Source organism: Streptomyces sp. NPDC033131, assembly GCF_055578365.1.
The window spans coordinates 55,050-73,406 of sequence record NZ_JBVIPA010000035.1 but is presented as its reverse complement, the minus strand read 5'-3'; the positions used below and the strand labels follow the sequence as shown (position 1 = coordinate 73,406).

At 69.1% G+C, this 18,357-nt stretch carries 11 protein-coding genes and 1 pseudogene; 5 read left to right on the top strand and 7 right to left on the bottom strand.

Translation table 11 applies throughout. The annotated features are described in order from the left end of the window. Nucleotides 1–74: 74 nt before the first annotated feature. The 6 genes and pseudogenes from ACZ5XS_RS34125 to ACZ5XS_RS34100 all read right to left on the bottom strand — a co-directional run bounded on the left by ACZ5XS_RS34125 (nt 75) and on the right by ACZ5XS_RS34100 (nt 9,637). On the bottom strand, nt 75–1,202 hold the full coding sequence (locus tag ACZ5XS_RS34125; RefSeq protein WP_468657926.1) for a PP2C family protein-serine/threonine phosphatase: 1,128 nt from the start codon (nt 1,200–1,202) through the stop codon (nt 75–77). Between the two features lie 196 nt (nt 1,203–1,398). Then, nucleotides 1,399–1,702 (bottom strand): annotated as a pseudogene (locus ACZ5XS_RS34120) (transposase); the annotation flags it as partial. Nucleotides 1,703–2,081: 379 nt separating this feature from the next. After that, entirely contained in the window at nt 2,082–3,326 is a 1,245-nt protein-coding gene (locus ACZ5XS_RS34115; RefSeq protein WP_468657924.1) for a family 1 glycosylhydrolase, read from the bottom strand. Continuing rightward, on the bottom strand, nt 3,323–5,644 hold the full coding sequence (locus tag ACZ5XS_RS34110) for a glycoside hydrolase family 3 N-terminal domain-containing protein (RefSeq protein WP_468657922.1): 2,322 nt from the start codon (nt 5,642–5,644) through the stop codon (nt 3,323–3,325). Before ACZ5XS_RS34110 ends, ACZ5XS_RS34115 begins: the two co-directional genes overlap by 4 nt. 70 nt (nt 5,645–5,714) lie before the next feature. Next, the gene (locus tag ACZ5XS_RS34105) at nt 5,715–8,180 is read right to left on the bottom strand and encodes a glycoside hydrolase family 2 TIM barrel-domain containing protein (protein WP_468657920.1); all 2,466 of its coding nucleotides are present in this window, start codon (nt 8,178–8,180) and stop codon (nt 5,715–5,717) included. Between the two features lie 32 nt (nt 8,181–8,212). Next, nucleotides 8,213–9,637 carry an MFS transporter gene (locus ACZ5XS_RS34100; protein WP_468657918.1) on the bottom strand — a complete coding sequence of 475 codons (1,425 nt, stop codon included), beginning with the start codon at nt 9,635–9,637 and terminating at the stop codon, nt 8,213–8,215. Nucleotides 9,638–9,739: 102 nt separating this feature from the next. On the opposite strand from ACZ5XS_RS34100, the gene ACZ5XS_RS34095 reads away from it, so the two are divergent. The 5 genes from ACZ5XS_RS34095 to ACZ5XS_RS34075 all read left to right on the top strand — a co-directional run bounded on the left by ACZ5XS_RS34095 (nt 9,740) and on the right by ACZ5XS_RS34075 (nt 16,241). Beyond that, on the top strand, nt 9,740–10,327 hold the full coding sequence (locus ACZ5XS_RS34095; RefSeq protein ID WP_468657916.1) for a TetR/AcrR family transcriptional regulator: 588 nt from the start codon (nt 9,740–9,742) through the stop codon (nt 10,325–10,327). A gap of 86 nt (nt 10,328–10,413) precedes the next feature. Then, nucleotides 10,414–13,038 carry a family 78 glycoside hydrolase catalytic domain gene (locus ACZ5XS_RS34090; RefSeq protein WP_468657914.1) on the top strand — a complete coding sequence of 875 codons (2,625 nt, stop codon included), beginning with the start codon at nt 10,414–10,416 and terminating at the stop codon, nt 13,036–13,038. A 55-nt stretch (nt 13,039–13,093) separates the two neighbouring features. Continuing rightward, nucleotides 13,094–14,860: a glycoside hydrolase family 3 C-terminal domain-containing protein gene (locus tag ACZ5XS_RS34085; RefSeq protein ID WP_468657912.1), complete on the top strand. Its 1,767-nt coding sequence runs from the start codon at nt 13,094–13,096 to the stop codon at nt 14,858–14,860. Continuing rightward, nucleotides 14,742–15,563, top strand: a complete 822-nt coding sequence (locus ACZ5XS_RS34080) for an SDR family NAD(P)-dependent oxidoreductase (RefSeq protein WP_468657910.1) — start codon at nt 14,742–14,744, stop codon at nt 15,561–15,563. Before ACZ5XS_RS34085 ends, ACZ5XS_RS34080 begins: the two co-directional genes overlap by 119 nt. 396 nt (nt 15,564–15,959) lie before the next feature. Next, complete coding sequence (locus ACZ5XS_RS34075) at nt 15,960–16,241, top strand: hypothetical protein (RefSeq protein ID WP_468657908.1); 282 nt, start codon at nt 15,960–15,962, stop codon at nt 16,239–16,241. A gap of 194 nt (nt 16,242–16,435) precedes the next feature. Here the strand turns inward: ACZ5XS_RS34075 and ACZ5XS_RS34070 are convergent, their stop codons facing one another. Next, on the bottom strand, nt 16,436–18,097 hold the full coding sequence (locus ACZ5XS_RS34070) for a GH35 family beta-galactosidase (RefSeq protein ID WP_468657906.1): 1,662 nt from the start codon (nt 18,095–18,097) through the stop codon (nt 16,436–16,438). Nucleotides 18,098–18,357 lie beyond the last annotated feature (260 nt).

Genomic DNA, 18,357 nt, shown 5'->3' with positions numbered 1-18,357 from the left:
CGACCCGCCTCCGGCCACGGCGCCGACGGCGCCGCACAGGAGTACCTGTAAGTCCCGGCACGGTTCCCGGGCACCTACGCGCAGTGGTCCTCACCTGGGGCGTGCCGGCAGCGCACGGCGAGGGCTGCGATGTCGTCGTCGAGCCGACCGCTGCTGTAGTGGAGCAGATCCCGGTGTAGCCGGCCCAGCAGCTCCCGGGGCGGCGCCGTGGTATGCCGCCCCAGCCAGTCGGCCAAAGGGAAGAACTCGCCGGCGCGGTCACGGGTCTCTGTCACCCCATCGGTGTAGAGCAGCATGTGATCACCCGGGCCGAACGGGACGGTTTCGACGTAGTAGTCGTCTCCGAGGAGCGTCGCGAGATTGAGGGGTGTCGAGGCGGTGGTGGGCTCGACGACGTGGACCTTCCCGCGCCGCACGAGAAGCAGTGGCGGATGCCCGCAGTTGAGAACCCTGACCTGCCCGCTGCCGTACGGGATCTCGGCGATCAGAGCGGTGGCAAAGTGCTCCAGCCGGTCACGGGCCACGCTCCCCGCGCTGTAGCGGGCGATACTCATCTCCAGCCGATGGATAATGCTCCTCAGATCCGGCTGATCGTACGCGTTCTCCCTGAAACTGTTGATCACCGCAGCGGCCGCCCCCACCGCCGACAGGCCTTTGCCGCGCACGTCGCCGATGAGTAGCCGGACACCGTACGGGGTGTCGGCCGCCTCATAGAAGTCGCCTCCGATCCGGGCCTGCTCCTGGGCCGCCAGATACAGCGCCTCGATCTCGACGTCCTGCATGCGGACCGGCAGCGGTCGCAGCAGCACCTTCTGGGCCGCGTCGGCGACGAGCCGGACCTGGAAGAGCGTCTCCTCCCGCTGGAGTCGGAGATGGCTCGCATACGCTGCCGCCAAGGTGACCGCGATGATCGCGGCAGCCGTGTACGGCGTCCCCAGATCTGCATAGACGAAGCTGAGACCGATCATGATCAGCAGGCAGAACGCCCCGAGCAGCACCGTCGGGAGCACGGGCCACATCGCGGCGGCGAGAGCCGGAGCTGCGGGCAGGAGGCGGCTGAAAGCGATCTCCCGCGGAGTGGAGAAGGCCAGGCCGGCGATGAGGACGGTGACCATCAACGGTGACAGCAGTGCGGCTTGCTGCCGACCACCGTACGGACGGTTGCGGCCCCGGAGCCATCCTGTCCTGATCACATAATGCATCCTATCCGGGATGAATCAGACTTCGAGTGGTCAGAGAGCAGGCGCTCATAGGCGACGATCGGCCGCTTGAACGGACCTCCCACCCGCCCGGCGCGACGCTCCCACGTGGGCCGGCCCGGCGGGCAGGCCACGGGCACCGGGACGCGCTGCGGCGTCCTGGGTGTCGTACTCCAAGCCGTCGAGAACGATGTCCCCGTTAGCCCGTGGGGGAGGGTTGGAGGTCCTGGAAGGTGCCGTCGCGGAGCATCGCGAAAAGCACCTCGGCTCGTCGTCTCGCGAGGTAGAGGCGGGCTTGGGTGTGGTGTTTGCCCTGCGCGATCTTCTTGTCGTAGTAGGTCCGGGAGACCCGGTCGGCCATGGCCGCGAACGCGGATAGGAAGAAGGCCCGTTTTTTGCTGCTTGTTTCCTCGGCGGGAGGGCTGTTCGCAGCGGATCGACGAGCCCGAACTGCGGGTCGCCGGAGCGAGTCCGGCGTAAGCGGCGAGGTGGGCGGCGGACGAGCACCTGCTGCCCTCGCGGACGTCGATGAGGATCCCGGGGGGTCGGGGTGGGCGCGGTACCAGCGGGCCTGGTGCCGCCGGCGTCCGGGACTGTCCCGGCGACGTCGACGCCGCCGGTGCGTGGCGCGCGCGTAACGCAGCACGGTGTTGAGACCCCAGCCCAGGTGCCGGGCGATCGCCCGGCGCGAGTGGCCCTGCGCGAGCAACTCGTGGACCAGGGCATGCGCTCGTTGCGCCGTGGCGGCCTTGGCTTCACCAAGTAGGCGCGAACTACCGGATGCGGCAAGGACGCGTCCCGAGGTAGGCCGCACGGCAGAGAACGTCCACTCGCGCGAAGCTGCGGTAGGCAGGCACGACATGGTCTTCGGAGGCGATCGGGTCAGGAAAGGGATTCGGTGACAGCCGCGCCGTTCGTGCGGGCGACGCTACCGAGCCATGCCAGGCTCGGCTTCGCTTTGCGCTCGAAGGTCTCCCTGTCGACGGCGGCCAGCCCGAACGTCGGTTCCCAGTGGCCCCACTCGTAGTTGTCGAGGAGGCTCCAGTGCAGGTAGCCACGGACGTCTGCACCGTCCGCCATCGCCGCGGACAGTCCACGCAGCGCGTCGGTCGTGTAGGCGATTCTGCGGTCGTCGTCGCTTGTTGCGATCCCGTTCTCGGTGACGAGGATGGGTAGGCCGGTCACCTCCCACGCGTGGCGGACGGCCATGCCGAGAGCGTTCGGCCGGTACGCCGCCCCGGTCTGCGTGTTGTCGGGGCGCTCGGGGTGGGGGACGAGTCCGTTCGCGTCCACCTGCTGGCTGGAATAGGACTGGACCCCGATCCAGTCGTCGCCGCGTGATCCTTCGAGGTAGAGGTCTTCGTACGCGTATCGCACTTCAGCGAGTTTCTCTTCGTTGCCCGGTGTCGCGGTGAGCGCGCCGTTGGCGATCGTCCATCCCACCTTGGCTCCTGTCCGTTCGCGCACGATGTCGCGGACGGCATGGTGGAGTTCGACCATGCGGTGTCCGAACCTCGGTTCGGGCACCGGTAGATTCGCGGCGATCCGTTCCCGCTGCGCCTCGCCGTCGACGGTGGGACTCTGCCATTCGGCGAGCTGCCCGGAGCGCATGGCTTCCTGCAGCATCACCATCATCGCCTGCATGTTGGGTTCGTTCATGGTGGCTACCCACTGCACGCCATCGAGGATATGGGTGGCACTGGTCACGAACGATGCGAACCGGGCTACTGCTTTTTCTCCCAGCCAGCCGCCTTCCTCCGCGAACCAGCGTGGCGACGTGAAGTGTTGCAGGGTGATCACCGGCTCGAGTCCGAGTTCGAGTGCTGTGTCGATCATGCGCCGGTAGTGGGCCAGCTCGGCGCGCGAGATCTGCCCCGGCAGCGGCTCGATGCGGGCCCATTCGATGCCGAACCGGTACGCGGTGCAGCCCGCGTCAGCCAGCAGTTCCATGTCCTCCCGATAGCGGTGGTAGCTGTCCAGCGCATCGCCGCTCGGTTCCATCCCGGGCATCAGGCTCTCACGGGCCCACCAGTCGCTGTTGATGTTGTTGCCCTCAATCTGGTGAGGTGCGGTCGAAGCGCCCCAGAGGAACCTGGCGGGAAAGACACTCATCGTGTTCTCGTTCATCGTTTTGCCACCTCAAGCGTGGTCGTCAGCTCGGCGGTGGAGCTTCCGCCGACGTAGATGTCGATGGTCGTGGCGTCCTGGACGAACCCGCCTGTGGCCGCGGCCCAGTAGCGCAGCATGTCCGGGCCGAGATCGAAGGTGACCGTGCGGATCTCGCCGGCCGCGAGGGGGACCCGCTGGAACCCCTTGAGCTCCCGGATGGGGCGAGAGGCCGTGCCGTAACGCTGATGCGTGTAGAGCTGCACGACCTCGTCGGCGTCGACGCCGGAGCGGTTGCGAACGTCGACGGACACGGTGACGGTTTCTCCGACCTGGATCTCGGGCCGGTCCAGTCTCAGGTTCGCGTACTCGAAATCGGCGTAGGAGAGTCCGTGACCGAAGGGGTAGAGCGGCACGCTTTCCTCTTCGAAGTAGCGCGCACCCTGGTTCTCGGGCTGGAAAGTCCGGTTGTGCGAGTAGATGATGGGCACCTGTCCGACGTGGCGCGGCCAGCTGAAAGGGAGGCGCCCGGCGGGCGAGGCCTCGCCCAGCAGGACGGATGCCACCGCTTCACCGCCGCGTGTCCCCGGGTACCAGGCTTGCACGATGGCGGGCACGTGGGCGTCCGCCCAGCGCAGATCAAGGGGGCGGCCCGACATGACGACCAGCACGACGGGAGTGCCGGTCCGGCTGATCCGCTGGAGCTGCTCCAGCTGCCGCCCCGGCAGGTCCAGGGTGGCGGTCGAGGCGTTCTCGCCGATCTGGTTCTGTCGTTGCCCTACGACCACGATCGCCACGTCGGCGGAGGCCGCCAGCTCCACCGCACGGGTGATCTCGTCGTCGTCGTTGTCCAGGGAGGTCTCCACCACTGTGGGGTCCATCCGATCGAACATGGAGGGGAAGCGCCGGCTCGGGCTGCCCGCTCCCGGCGCGTGCGTCACGTGGACGCGGTCACCGAGACGGTTCCGCAGGCCTTCCAGAACGGTTACGGTCTCGTCGGTGTCGTGGTCGAACACCCACGGGCCGAGGGTGTCTCGCTTGCTGTCGGCCAGTTCCCCGATCACGGCGACCGTTCTCAGAGCGCCGGCGCGAAGCGGAAGCACGGCGGGCTCGTTCTTCAACAGGACGATCGAGCGCTCTGCGGTGGTGCGGGCGAGCTCACGGTGTTCGAGGGCACCCAGGACGGAGGCCGCGGCATCCTCGAACACGTAGGGGTTCTCGAAGAGACCGAGCCGGAACTTGGCCGTCAGGACCCGCCGCGCTGCGTCGTCGATCACCTCTTCACCGATCACACCGTCGGTGACTGCCTGCGAGAGTCGCGAGAAGGCGGGGTCGAACATGCACATCTCCATGTCGAGCCCGGCCGAGACAGCTCGCACCGCCGCATCCGTGAGGTCTTTTGCGAAGTGCTGGGTCTCCAGGGATCGGACGGCGTTGGCGTCCGAGACCACGAATCCCTCGAAGCCGAGCTCGTCGCGGAGCACGTCGGAGAGCAGGCGGCGATTCGCGGACGCCGGCACGCCGTTGAGGTCCATGTAGGCGCTCATCACAGTGCCGGCCCCGGCTTCGATCGCCGCTTGGAAGGGCGGCAGGTACACGTTCCACAGCTCGGAATCCGACACGTCCGCGTCGTCGTAGTCGCGGCCGCCGCGAGCGGCTCCGTACCCGGCGAAGTGCTTGGGGCCGGCGAGCACGTGCTCGGCGTCCAGGTTGCCCTGGAAGCCTTGGACCTGGGCCGCCGCGACGGCGGCACCGAGCACGGGGTCCTCACCCGCTCCTTCGATGATCCGCCCCCACCGTGGGTCGCGGGCGATATCGACCGTCGGCGCGAACGTCCAGGCGATACCGACGGCACGGGCTTCGCGGGCGGCCACGGCTTGTGCGGTTTCGATCGTGGCAGGCGACCAGGTCGCGGCGAGTGCGATCGGCACCGGGAAGATGGTCCGCAGGCCGTGGATCACGTCGAAGCCGAACAGCAGAGGGATGCCGAGGCGGGTGGTCTCGACGGCGAGGCGCTGCAGGCGGTTCGTCTTCGCGGGGTCTTTGACGAACAGCACGGAGCCCGTGGTGCCGGCGGCGATCGCGGCTTCGACCATCTTGGGCTGTCCGACATACGCCCGTTGCTCGGGCGGGAGCGTCTCCAGGTCGAAGTCCTCGGGCAGTTCATTCATGTCCAGGTAGAAGAACTGGGTGAGCTGGCCTGCCTTCTCCTCGAGTGTGAGTCGGGAGAGCAGGTCGTCGACGCGCTGTTCCAGGGGCAGGGCCGGGTTCCGGTACGGGAGGTCGCCCGCCCGGACGGCGGCCGGATCGGTGACGCTTTCCGCGGCCACGTCGGTCATCGGTCTCCTTCTGGTCCAGCGGGGTTCGCCCCGCTGAGGATGGTGGTGGAAGGGGTGCGGCGGGTGGTCTTCATCGCAGGGCCAGGAGCGCGGTGGTGACGGGCTCGTCGTCGGGTTCCAGCGACTCCAGCTCGAGGACGACCGGTTCGAGGCCTTCCGCGGTGACGGTCACCGTGATCTCCCCGGCACCTCTCGGCCGGACGATCGCCAGAGCCCGGCCGTCGAACGTGGTGCACTGCGCTGCGTCGAAACGTTCCTCCGAGTCCGGGCGGGCACTGCCGAGGGCCTGCAGGACGGCCGCGCCCTCGACCGTCACGTGCACCAGCTGATCGTGTGCGCCCGCCGGGTTGCCCTGCTCGTCGCGGAGTTCGATGGTGACGAAGCTGAGGTCGGAGTCGTCCGCGTGCAGTTCTGTCCGGTCGGCGACGGCGACGAGCCGAGTCGGGCCGGTGGCCGAGCGGAGCGACGTGCGTCCTTGTTCGACGCCGTCGCGGTAACCGACGGCCACCAGTTCACCGGGCTCGTAGGTGAGATCGAACCCGGCCAGGAAGGGCTTGGGCTCTCCTGGCGTCGCCCGCCCCAGAGAGCGGCCGTTGAGCAGCAACTCGACTTCGTCAGCGACGGTGTACACCTCCACGGCGATCGGGGTGCCGATCGGCACGTCCCAGCTCCAGTTGGCGATGGAATCGCTCCACGCCCACATGCCGAAGGCCTCACGCCCGTATACCTCGGGGCGTTGAACGGCGAGGTAGGGCTGGGTTCGGAGGCCGAACACGATCTCCCGGTAGTAGGAGATGGGCCTGCGCAGGCCGGTGATGTCCAGGTCGCCCACCCGCGCGGAGATCCACGGGTAGGGCGCCTCGAAGACCGGGCTCACATCCGCGTACTGGAGCCGGCCGACGCCGGCTTCGCCGAGGTAGTCCCAGCCGGTCCAGGTGAAGTCACCCAGCACGTGGGCGTTGTCCAGCACCAGGCGCCAGTTGTGCGCGATCCGCGGCGGGAAGGTTTCGGTGCCGACGATGATCCGGTGGGGGAACTGCTCGCGATCGGACTCGTAGCGTCCGTCCCCGTAGTTCAGGCCGGCCACGTCGAGAACCGAGAAGGAGGCTTCCGTCTTTTCGCTGACCATCGGCGAGGCGCTGACTCTCGCCATGAAATCGCCTGCGTTCATCATGGCGTTCACGCCGCCCTCCCCGTCGGGCTGCACTTCGGCGGAGCGGGCGCGCATCTCTTTCACCTCGCTGAGCACCGAGACGAACGGGTTGATGCCGTTCGTCACGAAGCGTGTCGGATCGAGGGTGCGGATCTTCTCGGCGAGTGCGCGTCCCCATTCGGAACCGAGCGCGTCGCCGGTTTCGAAGATCTCGTTGCCGATCGAGTAGAAGATCACGCTGGGATGGTTGAAATCCTTTCGTACCAGGGATTCGACATCCCGCTCCCACCATTCCGGGAACGACAGTGAGTAGTCGAACGACGATTTTCCTTCCGCCCACATGTCGAAGGTCTCGTCCATCACGAGCATGCCGAGGCGATCGCAGGCGTCGAGCATTGCGGGGCTCAGCGGGTTGTGGGAACTGCGCAGGGCGTTGAAACCGGCCTGCTTCAGAAGCTCGACCCGACGCTCCTCGGCGCGCGCGATGGTGGCCGCGCCGAGAGGCCCGTTGTCGTGATGAATGCATGCGCCGCGGAGCTTGACGGATTCGCCGTTGATGCGCAGGCCGGTGATCGGATCGAGCTGAAGGCGACGGATCCCGAAAGGCGTGGTCTCCTCCTCGAGGAGCTCATACGAGTTCTCAAGCTCGGTGCGGGCCGTGTGGAGGGTCGGGCTGTCCACGCTCCACAGGGCCGGATTCGGTACGTACAGCCGCTGGCGGACCACCCCGGACCCGCCCGCGCGCAGGGTGATGGGTGCGGAGTCGCGCGTGACCACCTCGCCGTCAGGACAGCGGATTTCGGTGCGAACTCGAAGCGTGCGGGTTTCGACGCTCTCGTTCACCACCCTTGTCGCCACCTCCACGACCGCCCGATCGGCGTCGATGTCAGGCGTCGCGATCCGGACTTCGCCGAGGTGGGCGAGGTCGGTGACGCGCAGGGTCACATTCCGGTAGATGCCCGCGCCGCTGTACCACCGGGAGTCGTCGTGGGTTCGGGCATCGACACGGATGGTGTTCGATTCGCCGTAGCGCAGGAACGGGTCGAGGGGCACGTCGAACGGTGAGTAGCCGGAGGGTCGCTGAGCCGCGAAGGTGCCGTTCACATAGACCATGGCGTCGCGGTAGACGCCCTGGAACTCCAGCGTGACCCGCTTGCCACGCCACTGCTCGGGAACCTCGAAGTCCTTGAGGTACTCGAACGTGCCACCGGGAAAGTAGCCGGTCCGTCCTCCGGAAGGCGCGTCGGCGCTGCGGGGAAGGGCTGCGACGGCGTCGTGCGGCAGGGTTACGGATGTCGCGTTCCCGGCGCCGGCCTGGAGCTGAGCGAACGGGCTCACCTTGGGTCGGACGCGCCAGCCGCGGTTGAAGGACGTTCTTGTCATGCTGCTCCTCGGTTTGCCGCGGTGGCCACTACTCATCGGACGCTCTTGACGCGCAGAAGGATCACCAATCCCCCGATGAGGGCGAAGCCTGCGGAGATCAGGTACAGGAGGCCGTAGTTGTCCTTTGCGGAGCCGGCTCCGAGGAGGAGGAAAGCGGGCGCGAGCAGGGGTGCGGCGACCTGTGGGATGGACGTCGAGAACTGGGTGATGGCGACGAAGCGCCCCGCCTGGGTGTCCTGCTCGGGGAGCACGTCCAGGTAGAGGGCCTGGTCGACGGCGGAGAAGATGCCGAGGCCGATCTGCAGGACGCTCAGCCCGATCAGCAGCACCGGCAGATCCGGAGCGAGCCAGGCGATGACCGCGCCCACCGCGAAGAGGACTCCGGCGAGAAGGATGAAGGGCTTGCGCCGCTTGAGCCGGTCGGAGAGGAATCCGCTGAGCGCCGCGCCTCCCACGGTGCACACGATGCCGAGCAGGCCGGCAATCGCGACAATTCCTCCGATCTGACTGACGGGACGGCCGAGCTTGGCGGCGAAGAAGAACGTCGTGAAGGTGCTGGAGAGCGTGACGCCGAAATTGAACAGGAACCGTCCGAGCCAGTTCCAGGAGAAGTCCTTGTACTTCTTCACGTTGTAGCCGTATCCGGAGAGCAGCGAACCCATCGTCACCTTCTCGGGCGCAGCCGCGTTCCGGAGGTCGGGCTCTTTGACGAAGACAGCGAACAGGAGGATGAGGGTCGCTCCGACCAGACCCGGAAAAAGGAAGATCAGGAGGTTCGAGGACGCGAACGCGCTGGCCAGGCCGACACCCGCGATAGAGGCCACCATCGTCGCCACCCCGGTCAGGCCGGCCACCTTGCCGCGCTGGGACTCCGGAAGACGATCGCCCATCGAGCTCGTCACCTGCAGGCCGGCGATCCCGAAGCCGAATTGCGTGACTCCCCAGCCGAGGAGCGCGATCCAGACGTTCGGGGAGACGGAGACGATCAGCAGTCCGGAAAAGCCGACCATGGTGAGGCCGATGAGCCAGGGACGTCGACGTCCGAGCCGGCTGCGCGTGCGGTCGCTGAGAATGCCGACGAGCGGACCGGCGAGCACGACGACGAGCGCCCCCACTCCGGTGACGTAGCCGAGGAACTCCTGGTTCTCGGGCGCAATGCGCGCGAGCAGAACGGAGAGCGAGTATCCGATCGGTCCGACGAGCGCCACTATGGAGCCGAACGTCGCCAGTACGACCAGCCAGATGTAGGCAGCGCTCACCCGGGGACGGTCCTCGCCCGGGGTTGTCTGACTTGTGGGCTGCTCCGCAATCATCGCTGCCTCGTTGAAGGCAGGCGAGGAGGGGGAGGCGACGGGCGCCGGACCATCCACCGGCTCGCCGCCCTCCTCGCTGACGAGCGTGGGAACTGTGTCGGCCTTCCGGTGGCCGGACGTGGCCGCGGACTCACGCTCGGTCATGCGAACTCCCTTGTTCGGCTAATCTACCGATCGATAGGTTGCGCCTACCGGGTGGTAGATTAGGATTCGTGGAGACCGTCGTCAACCCACCCGAGGAGATCGATGAATGCAGCAACTGGCAGCGCTCCCCGCGCCCAGCGACGGCTGGCGCCCGAAGTGCGGCGCCGTCAGATCGTCCTGGAGGCAGCGCGGCTGATCTCTGCTGCCGGCTTCAACGCGGTGTCCCTGGCAGACATCGCGGACGCGTGCGGCATTCGGAAGCCGTCGGTGCTGCACCATTTCCCGTCCATGGCCGATCTCCTCGCGGCTGTCCTCGCTCACCGGGACGAACTGTCCTACCCCGTGCGACACGAGGTTGAGGATTTCGCCGACCCTGCCGCGGTGAACGAGGTGTTCCGGAGCTCGGTGGAGCACAACCAGCAGCAGCGTGAGTTGGTCCGGCTCTACGTCGTGCTCCGGGCTGAGGCTCTGGATGTCGGTCACCCCGCGCACGGCTACTTCCTGGAGAGGGAGCAGCGGGCGCTCGACGGTTTCGCGCGGGCGCTGTCCTGGAAACCGAAGCCGATGCTCGCCGCGCGGGAGCTGTACTCCTTCTGGACGGGATTGGAGGCGCTTTGGGTCGCCGATCCCACGGTGGACATGCTCGAAGTGTGGGACGCCTTCGCCGAGCGCTTCTTCACCATCAGTTGAGCATCACCTGACGAACGACACGACGTCGCCGTGCGACGCGCCCTGCACACCTCGATCCTCGGAGCACTGCTTTCATGGTCAGCTCAGTGCCTTATGCGTTGTCGGTCGACTTCGGTGGCGACCGGTTCCCGGTGTCCGGGCCGCGGCCGCGGCTGTCGTGGAAACCGCCCGCGGAGGTGCCCCCGGGCGCCGGCTACGACGTGGAAATCCTGATCGGCGACAGCGTGCGCGAAGTCGCCCGCACCCGGGAACACCGGTGGGTCGCGTGGCCGGTCCGGCCGCTGCGCAGCGGCGAACAGGCGCGCTGGCGGGTCCGGACGGGCACGTCGCCGTGGAGCGAGTGGCACGCCTTCGAGGCCGGGCTGTTCGACGAGGACTGGACCGCCTGCTGGATTTCTCCGGCCGAAGCCGGGGACACCGAGCCCGGAGCCCGGCCCGCGCAGATCCTGCGCGGCTCGTTCACCGTGCCCGCGGGGGTGACCCGCGCCCGCCTCTACGCGACGGCGCTGGGCGTCTACGAGGCGTTCGTCAACGGCGAGCGCGCCGGAACCGCCGAACTCACGCCCGGCTCGACCTCCTACGACCGCACCCTCTACGCGCAGGCGTCGGACGTCACCGCGGTGGTGCGGCCCGGGGCGAACACGATCGAGATCGTCCTGTCGGACGGCTGGTTCCGCGGCCAGGTCGGCGCCTTCCGCGAACCCGCGGACTGGGGTCCGCGCCTCGGCGCCCGGCTCGAGCTCCACCTGGCTCTCGCCGACGGCTCGACCCGCGTCGCCGGCACCGACGAGCACTGGACCGGCGGCCCCGGCCGGATCACCCGCGCCGACCTGATGGCCGGGCAGACCACCGACTTCGTCGCCCCGCGAGGCCCGGAACGCCCGGTGCTCCTCGACGCGGTCACCGCCCCACCGATCGGCTGGTCGCCCGCCCCGCCGGTGCGGCGCGTCGAACGCCGGCCGCCCGTGTCGGTCACGCAGCTGCCCACCGGCGCCTGGATCGCCGACTTCGGCCAGAACGCCTCGGGCTGGGTCACCCTCACCGACCTCGGCCCGGCGGGCACCAGGACCGTGCTCGACTACGGTGAGCACCTCGACCCTGCGGGCGATCTCACGACGTCGCACCTGGACGCGGCCCGCCCGGGCGAGCCGCCGGTCCCGTTCGTCCAGCGGGACGAGGTGCTCTCCTCGGGCGCGCCGGGTGAGGTCTTCGAGCCGCGGCACACCGTGCACGGCTTCCGGTACGCGCGGCTCGAGCGCGGTGGCGTGCCGCTCGACCCGGCGGGCATCGTCATGCAGGTCGTGCACACGGACCTGCGTCCCACCGGGACTTTCGCCTGCGGCGACGACGACCTCAACCGGCTGCACGAGGCGGCCGGCTGGAGCTTCCGCGGCAACGCCGTCGACGTGCCGACCGACTGCCCGCACCGGGAGCGGCTGGGCTGGACGGGCGACTACCAGGTCTTCGCCCCGACCGCGGTGCGGCTCTACGACGTCGCCGGGTTCACGCGCAAGTGGCTGCGCTCGGTCCGGGACGACCAGCTGCCCGACGGCCGCGTCGCGAACTTCTCCCCGGACGGGCACCGCATCAAGGAGCACCCCGACGTCCTGTTCGCGAGGATGACGGGCTCGTCCGGCTGGGGCGACGCCATCGCGCTCGTGCCGTGGCTGCTGTACGAGACGTATGGCGACCGCGAGGCATTGGCCGAGAACTGGGACGCCATGGTCCGCTGGGTCGAATGGGCACTGGCGACGGCACGGACTTCGCGGCACCCGTCGCGGGTGGAGCGGTCGGCCGAGCCGTTGCCACACGAGGAATTCCTCTGGGACGGCTCATTCCACTGGGGTGAATGGATCGAGCCGAAGGCGCGCGCGGAGGACGGCTCGCTCATCGACCCGGTGCAGGCCGACCCGGCCGGCTGGTTCACCGCCGACAAGGGGGAGGTAGGGACGGCCTACCTGGCCCGGTCGACGGCCACGCTGGCCGCGACCGCGCAGGTCCTCGGCCGGACCGAGGACGCGGCCCGCTACACGGAACTGGCGAACCGGGTGAAGGACGCGTGGCGCACCGAATTCCTCGACGACAGCGGGCGCACCGCCGCCGACACGCAGGCGAGCTACGTCCGGGCGCTCCACTTCGGACTCGTGCCCGGCGACCTGCGCACGGCGTCCGCGGCGCGGCTGGTCGAACTGGTCCGGGAAGCGGGCACGCACCTGGGCACCGGGCTCCTGTCGACGGCCGACCTGCTGCCCGTGCTCGCCGACCACGGCCACGCCGACGTCGCCTACGAGGTGCTGTTCCAGCGCACGTACCCGTCGTGGCTCGGCATGCTCGACCGCGGCGCGACGACGATCTGGGAAGACTGGGACGGCGTCGACGCCGACGGCACCGCGCACGCGTCGCTCAACCACTACAGCAAGGGCGCGGTCGTCCGGTTCCTGCACACCCACACCCTCGGCCTGCGGCAGGCCGTGGGCTCGGTGGCGTGGGAGTCGTTCGTCGTCGCGCCGGTGCCCCACGCCTCGATCACGTGGGCACGCGGGACGTTCGACGGTCCGCAGGGGCTCATCGCGGTCGAGTGGCACATCGAGGGGGAGGAGCTGCTGATCATCCTCGACGTGCCGCCCGGGTCGAGGGCGACCGTCGTCTTCCCCGGCGGCGAGGAGGTCACCGCCGGGGAAGGCCGGTTCGCGGACCGGCGGAAGCTGTGACGCCGTCCCACAGACGGCCGCCCAGCCGTCGTCGACCGGCAGCACGACCCCGTTGATGTCGCCGGCGGCGGGGGAGGCGAGGACGGCAGCACCCTGGTCGAGGAGGTACGCCGGGGCGCGGTGGACGAGCGTGCCGTGGATGTCTGCGTCCGCCGGGTGCTGCGGGCCAAGTTCGACTGCTGCGGCTCGCCTCTCGCGTCGGAGCGCTGAAGGGCTACGAGCCACAGGAGGTCGCCCCGTGACGGACACGGAGGTCGCCGCTCTGCTGCGTGAGGCGGCTGCGGCCGGCACCGTCCTGCTGCGCAACGAGGGCGATCTGCTGCCCCTCGACACCGGTGCCGGCCGCCGCGTCGCTTTCATCGGCCCCAACGCGCGCGAAGGCCGCACTCAGGGCGGCGGCAGCGCCTTCGTGAACGCGCCCTCCACCGTTGCGCCACTGAGCGGGCTGACCTCTGCGCTCGCCGCGCACGGCGTCGATGTGGTCCACACGCCGGGCGTGTACGGGCCCGGCCAAGTGATGGTGGTGAGGAAAGTGCAGCTCACCGAACCGGTCGCCGGCAAGAGCGGGTCTCGCGTGTGCTTTCTCGGCGCATCCGGGGACGAGGTGTACAGCGAAGTGCGCACCGACGGGCCGCTGTTGTACATCGGTGCGCCCCAACTCGCCGACACCTACGCGGTCGAGGTCACCTGCCGCTACCGGCCGGCCGAGTCCGGTGTGCAGCGCATCGGCTTCGCCGACGTCGGTCCGGTCCGCGTCGAACTCGACGGAGATACGGTCATCGATGAGGAGGTCGCACCGGTCACCGACGAATTGACCAAGGCGTTGCCGCACACGCCGCAGCGCTGGGTGGGGCGCGATCTGGCGGCCGGGCGGAAGGCCGCGTACCGGCTTGTGCTCACCCGTACCCACGAAGCTCGCGCCGGGGCGGCGGTCACCGGCATGCACGCCGTCAACCTCGCCGTCTGCGCCCGTGAGCCACGTCGGAGCGAGGCGGACGAGCGGGCCGAGGCGGTGGAACTCGCCGCCTCGGCGGACGCTTTGATCGTGGTGGTGGGAACGGACGCGACGGTCGAGAACGAGGGGTTCGACCGCACCTCGCTGTCGCTGCCTGCCGACCAGGGACGAGCTGGTCCGGGCGGTCGTGGCGGCCAACTCGAGCACGGCCTTCGTCATCAACTCGGGTGCTCCTGTGCTCACCGCGTGCACCGACGGTGCGCGTGCGCTGCTGGTGAGCCGGCGACATCGGCTGCCGCGCCTGGCTGCGCTCCGGGGGCTCGACCGGCTCACTGGTTCGGCGCGGGACAGGGCTACACCACGTGGCGTTACACCGCTCCTTGCGGGGACGCGCGGATTCGCGTCAAGGTGGCCAACGTCGGTGATCGGCCGGGCCGCGAGGTCGTGCAGGTGTATCTCAGCCGACGCGAGTCGCAACTGGCCCGTCCGCCGCGCTGGTTCGCGGGCAGCGCCATCGTCCACGCCTCCCCTGGCGAGACCGTGAGCGCGCACATCACCGTTCCCAGACGGCTGTTCGCGCACTGGTCGGCCGAAGATCACGACTGGCGGGTCGAGGCCGGTTTCTTCACGGTGCACGCGGCCCGCCACCAACGCGGACGCATCAGTCCTGACGGTGGGCGTCCAGCCCAACTGATCTGCCCACATCCCCAACCCCGCACAATCCCATGGTGGAAGGAACCGACACAGCATGAAGATCGTCAAGGGACAGGTCGCTGTCATCACGGGCGGCGCCAGCGGCATCGGGTACGGCCTGGCCGAGGCGCTCGCGGCCCGCGGCGTACGCATCGTCCTCTCCGACGTCCGTGAGGACGGCCTGAACGAGGCCGTCGCGCGGCTGGGCGCCGGCGACGTGGACGCCATCGGCGTCGTCGCCGACGTAACCGACGCGGCCTCTGTCGACCGGCTCGCCGAGCAGACAATCGACGCCTACGGCCGAGTGGACCTCGTCTGCAACAACGCGGGCGTCGTATCGCCCGCCGCGCCGATGTGGGAGCAGGAACTCACCACGTGGCACCGCATGATCGACATCAAGGTGATGGGAGTCATCCACGGCGTACGCAGCTTTGCTCCCCACCTGATCGACCAGGGCAGCGGCCACATCCTCAACACAGCCTCGTCCGGCGGTCTGGCTCCCCTGCCTGACCGCACCCCCTACACGGGCACGATGCACGCGGTGGTCGGTCTCACCGAGACCCTCGACGCCGAACTGCGACGCGCGGCTCGGAAGGTGGGCGCCACCGTGCTCTGCCCCGGCCTGGTCGACACCCCCCTGGGCCAGAACTCGGCGACGCTCGGTGTCGCCGCGCTTCCACCCGGCGTTGACGGCTCAACCATGAAGGGCCTGCCCGGGGTCATGTCCGCGAGGGCGGTCGCCGAGGCCGCCCTTGCCGCCATCGAGGCCGACCGCGTGCACTCCGCCCCCGGAAGCGGCGTCGCCGACCGGGCTCGTGCCCGGATCGGGGGGCTGCTGGCCGACCTCGCAGCTGACGACAGCTCTGCAGGTGGGTAAGCGTATCGGGTTGTACGCATGTGTCCGCGTCGAGGGCGGTGGCCGGGGGCCTCGCAAGCCGAGGCGGTGCTGTTGCCGAGACGGTTAGGTAGGCCTGGTCACGGCGATATCGACGGCATTGGCGCCGTGGCTCAAGCCGCGGGCGGTGCGCTGACCAGGCAGGGCGCTGCCCTCCTGATGTCGCCCCTGGGTGGCCGACAGCCGCACGACCTTCTCGTTCGTATGTCCTCTGCCGGGCGCGCTGGTAGGGGCCACGACGTGGTCTTCTCGCATCAGTGGATGGCCGATCTGTACTGGGCTGGCACTACGGGAGAAAGCCAGCATGTGCACGACGACGTGGCGGGGCTGGCACGGCGGTTCGGTACCCGAATCTGAATGTGGAGCGTGCTTCCTGCCGTGGCCGACTTCTTGTATCGCATTGGCCGTTTGGCCTTTCATCGGCGCTGGACGGTGACCTTGCTGTGGGTGGCGGTCCTCGCTGGCTCCGGTTTCGGGGCCGCCACGGCCGCCGACGCCCCGGAGGACTCGCACTCCATGCCGGGCGTCGAGGCGCAGAAGGCGTTCGACCTGATGGAACAGCGGCTTCCTGGAACCGCCGCGAACGGCACCAGTGCCCGAATCGCGTTCGTCGCCCCGGAGGGAGAGAAGATCACCGCGGCCCCGACAACCGCGCGGTGAATTGATCCCCAGATCTGCAGCGACCTGCCGGATCGTCGCCTCGGGCCGCGACTGGTACAGCGCGACCGCGTCCGCCTTGAACTCCGGCGCACAGTTCTTCACGACCACGAGATGTCCGTTCTCAGATCCCCAGGATCAGTGTCTCGTGTGTCCAGGATCAAGGGTCAAGGCCCCTCGGGGACGGCCTTGTCCGCTCAGTAGGTGTAAAGACGGACGCGGACGATCCCGGTGGAGGCCAGCGGGAGAGGGATCGGGAAGAAGGCCGGCTGGGAAGCGTCAAGGCTGTGCAGCCGCACTGAGGCGCCCGACGAGGTCTCGTCGCCGCCCAGTCGGCGGGTGACGGTCCATCGGCCGTCGAAGTCCAGTTCCTCGACGGACAGGATGCCGACCCTGGCGTCCTGAGCTGCCGTGAAGCTCGTCGTGAAACCGCGGCCCACCAGGAGGAACTGGTCCCGTTCCTCCTGCAGGACCAGCCCGTAGGCGGGGCCGCCGGACTGCCTGAACGGACCTGGGGCGTCGAAGGCCAGGGTGTACGGGTCGGCCGAGTGCTGGGTTGTGGGGCGCTCGTGGTCGAGCATGAATCCCGTGACTCGCCTCGCTCCGGCGCGGGTGCGGTCGGTCGCCGCGGTCAGCAGGCGGTAGGCGTCGGCGAGAGCTACGCCGTCCGGGGTGTCGGCAGGCAGGGAGTCGACGCCGAACGGGGCGACGCCGAGCGCGCCGTACTCGCCGATTGCCGTGAACATCAGGCCGATGCCCGCCGGGCTGCGGCGCATTTCGGGGATGAAGAGCCGACCGGTCGCCTGGGTGTAGTCGCGGCAGATCGCGTTGGTGTCGCCGAAGTAGATGTCCGGGGCCAGGAAGTCGAGTGTGGGGGCGGCGGTCTGCCAGATCGGGGCGACGCGTGGGAGCGGTCCGCCGCTGGGGTAGGTGCCGGGCTGCTGGCCGCCGGCGAGGGCGACGGTGCCGGCTGTCTCGGGCGCGGTGTCCTGCGGGGGTTGCTCGCGGCTCGGGCCTGTGGGCAGGTCCAGTTCCAGGGGGGCGTCGAGCCAGGCGTTGACGTACAGCGGCACGTCGTTGGCCTTCCGCCCGGCGGAGGCGACGTGCTCGATGTAGGCGGCGTAGGCGTGGGCCATGAACGCCTCGTCGGCGTTGGGCCCCTGGCCGAGTAGCTCGGGCCAGCTTCCCTCGCGGCGCGATCCCGCCGCGAGCCAGTCCTGGTGCACCGGCATGTGGCCAGACCGTGCGATGGCTTCGACGACGGCAGGCGGGACCGTGGAGTGGAATGCCTTCTCGGCCAGCGGGCTGCGATCGCGGGAGTCGCCGAGGAGTCCCACCTCATTCTCCACCTGGACCATTACCGCGGTCTGTTGCTGGTCGACGTCCCGCAGGTGGTCCATGAGTGCGTGGAAGGCGCGGGCATCGGCATCGCGTGACTCGGCGGCGAACGGTGACAGGTGTTCGATCCGGCCGCTCGTCGTGGTGTGGGCCCGGGGGAAGCGGTCGGTGTCCTGCTTGACCCATGCCGGGACGTACGAGGACATGGCGTTCTTCCACGATCCGAACCACAGCGGCACCAGTTTCAGGCCGCGCTCCCGGGCCGCGGTGATCATGCTATCGAGCAGGGCGGTGTCGAAGGTTCCCTCCGACGGCTCCCACAGGTCCCAGGCCACGGGCGCGAGGACCGTGTTCGCGCCCAGAGCGCTGACCTTGTCGAAGGCCGTGCTGATGGCCTGCGGGGTACTGGAGCTGGAGTTGTGTACTTCGGCGCCGAGGAGAACGAAGGGGGCACCGTCGATGAGCAGGTCCAGCCCTTCCAGTCGCACTCGGGTGGGCTGTCCGGGGATAGCTGCAGTCATGGTCTTTCTCTCAGTCGGTGGACTCGGAGCGGCGCATCGGGGTCGGCCATGGGGTGCTCGTCATGTGGCTGTGACAGTGGTCTGGGCCACGGTCGCGGCCCGGCGCCGTAGCGGTGATCCAGATCTCGCCGACGCCGGTGGGGCGTATGACGGCGATCGCGCGCCCCTGGTAGGTGCGGCGGTCCTTGGCGTCGCAGCGCTCTTCGGTGCAGGGATCCGGCGCTGCCGAACGCCAGCAGGGTGCCGGCGCCGGTGACTTC

What these genes read in the sequence shown, in the direction of transcription:
- ACZ5XS_RS34125 (WP_468657926.1), bottom strand. Translation starts at nt 1,202, where the DNA reads ATGCATTATGTGATCAGGACAGGATGGCTCCGGGGCCGCAACCGTCCG.
- ACZ5XS_RS34115 (WP_468657924.1), bottom strand. Translation starts at nt 3,326, where the DNA reads ATGAACGAGAACACGATGAGTGTCTTTCCCGCCAGGTTCCTCTGGGGC.
- ACZ5XS_RS34110 (WP_468657922.1), bottom strand. Translation starts at nt 5,644, where the DNA reads ATGACCGACGTGGCCGCGGAAAGCGTCACCGATCCGGCCGCCGTCCGG.
- ACZ5XS_RS34105 (WP_468657920.1), bottom strand. Translation starts at nt 8,180, where the DNA reads ATGACAAGAACGTCCTTCAACCGCGGCTGGCGCGTCCGACCCAAGGTG.
- ACZ5XS_RS34100 (WP_468657918.1), bottom strand. Translation starts at nt 9,637, where the DNA reads ATGACCGAGCGTGAGTCCGCGGCCACGTCCGGCCACCGGAAGGCCGAC.
- ACZ5XS_RS34095 (WP_468657916.1), top strand. Translation starts at nt 9,740, where the DNA reads ATGAATGCAGCAACTGGCAGCGCTCCCCGCGCCCAGCGACGGCTGGCG.
- ACZ5XS_RS34085 (WP_468657912.1), top strand. Translation starts at nt 13,094, where the DNA reads ATGTCGCCGGCGGCGGGGGAGGCGAGGACGGCAGCACCCTGGTCGAGG.
- ACZ5XS_RS34080 (WP_468657910.1), top strand. Translation starts at nt 14,742, where the DNA reads ATGAAGATCGTCAAGGGACAGGTCGCTGTCATCACGGGCGGCGCCAGC.
- ACZ5XS_RS34070 (WP_468657906.1), bottom strand. Translation starts at nt 18,097, where the DNA reads ATGACTGCAGCTATCCCCGGACAGCCCACCCGAGTGCGACTGGAAGGG.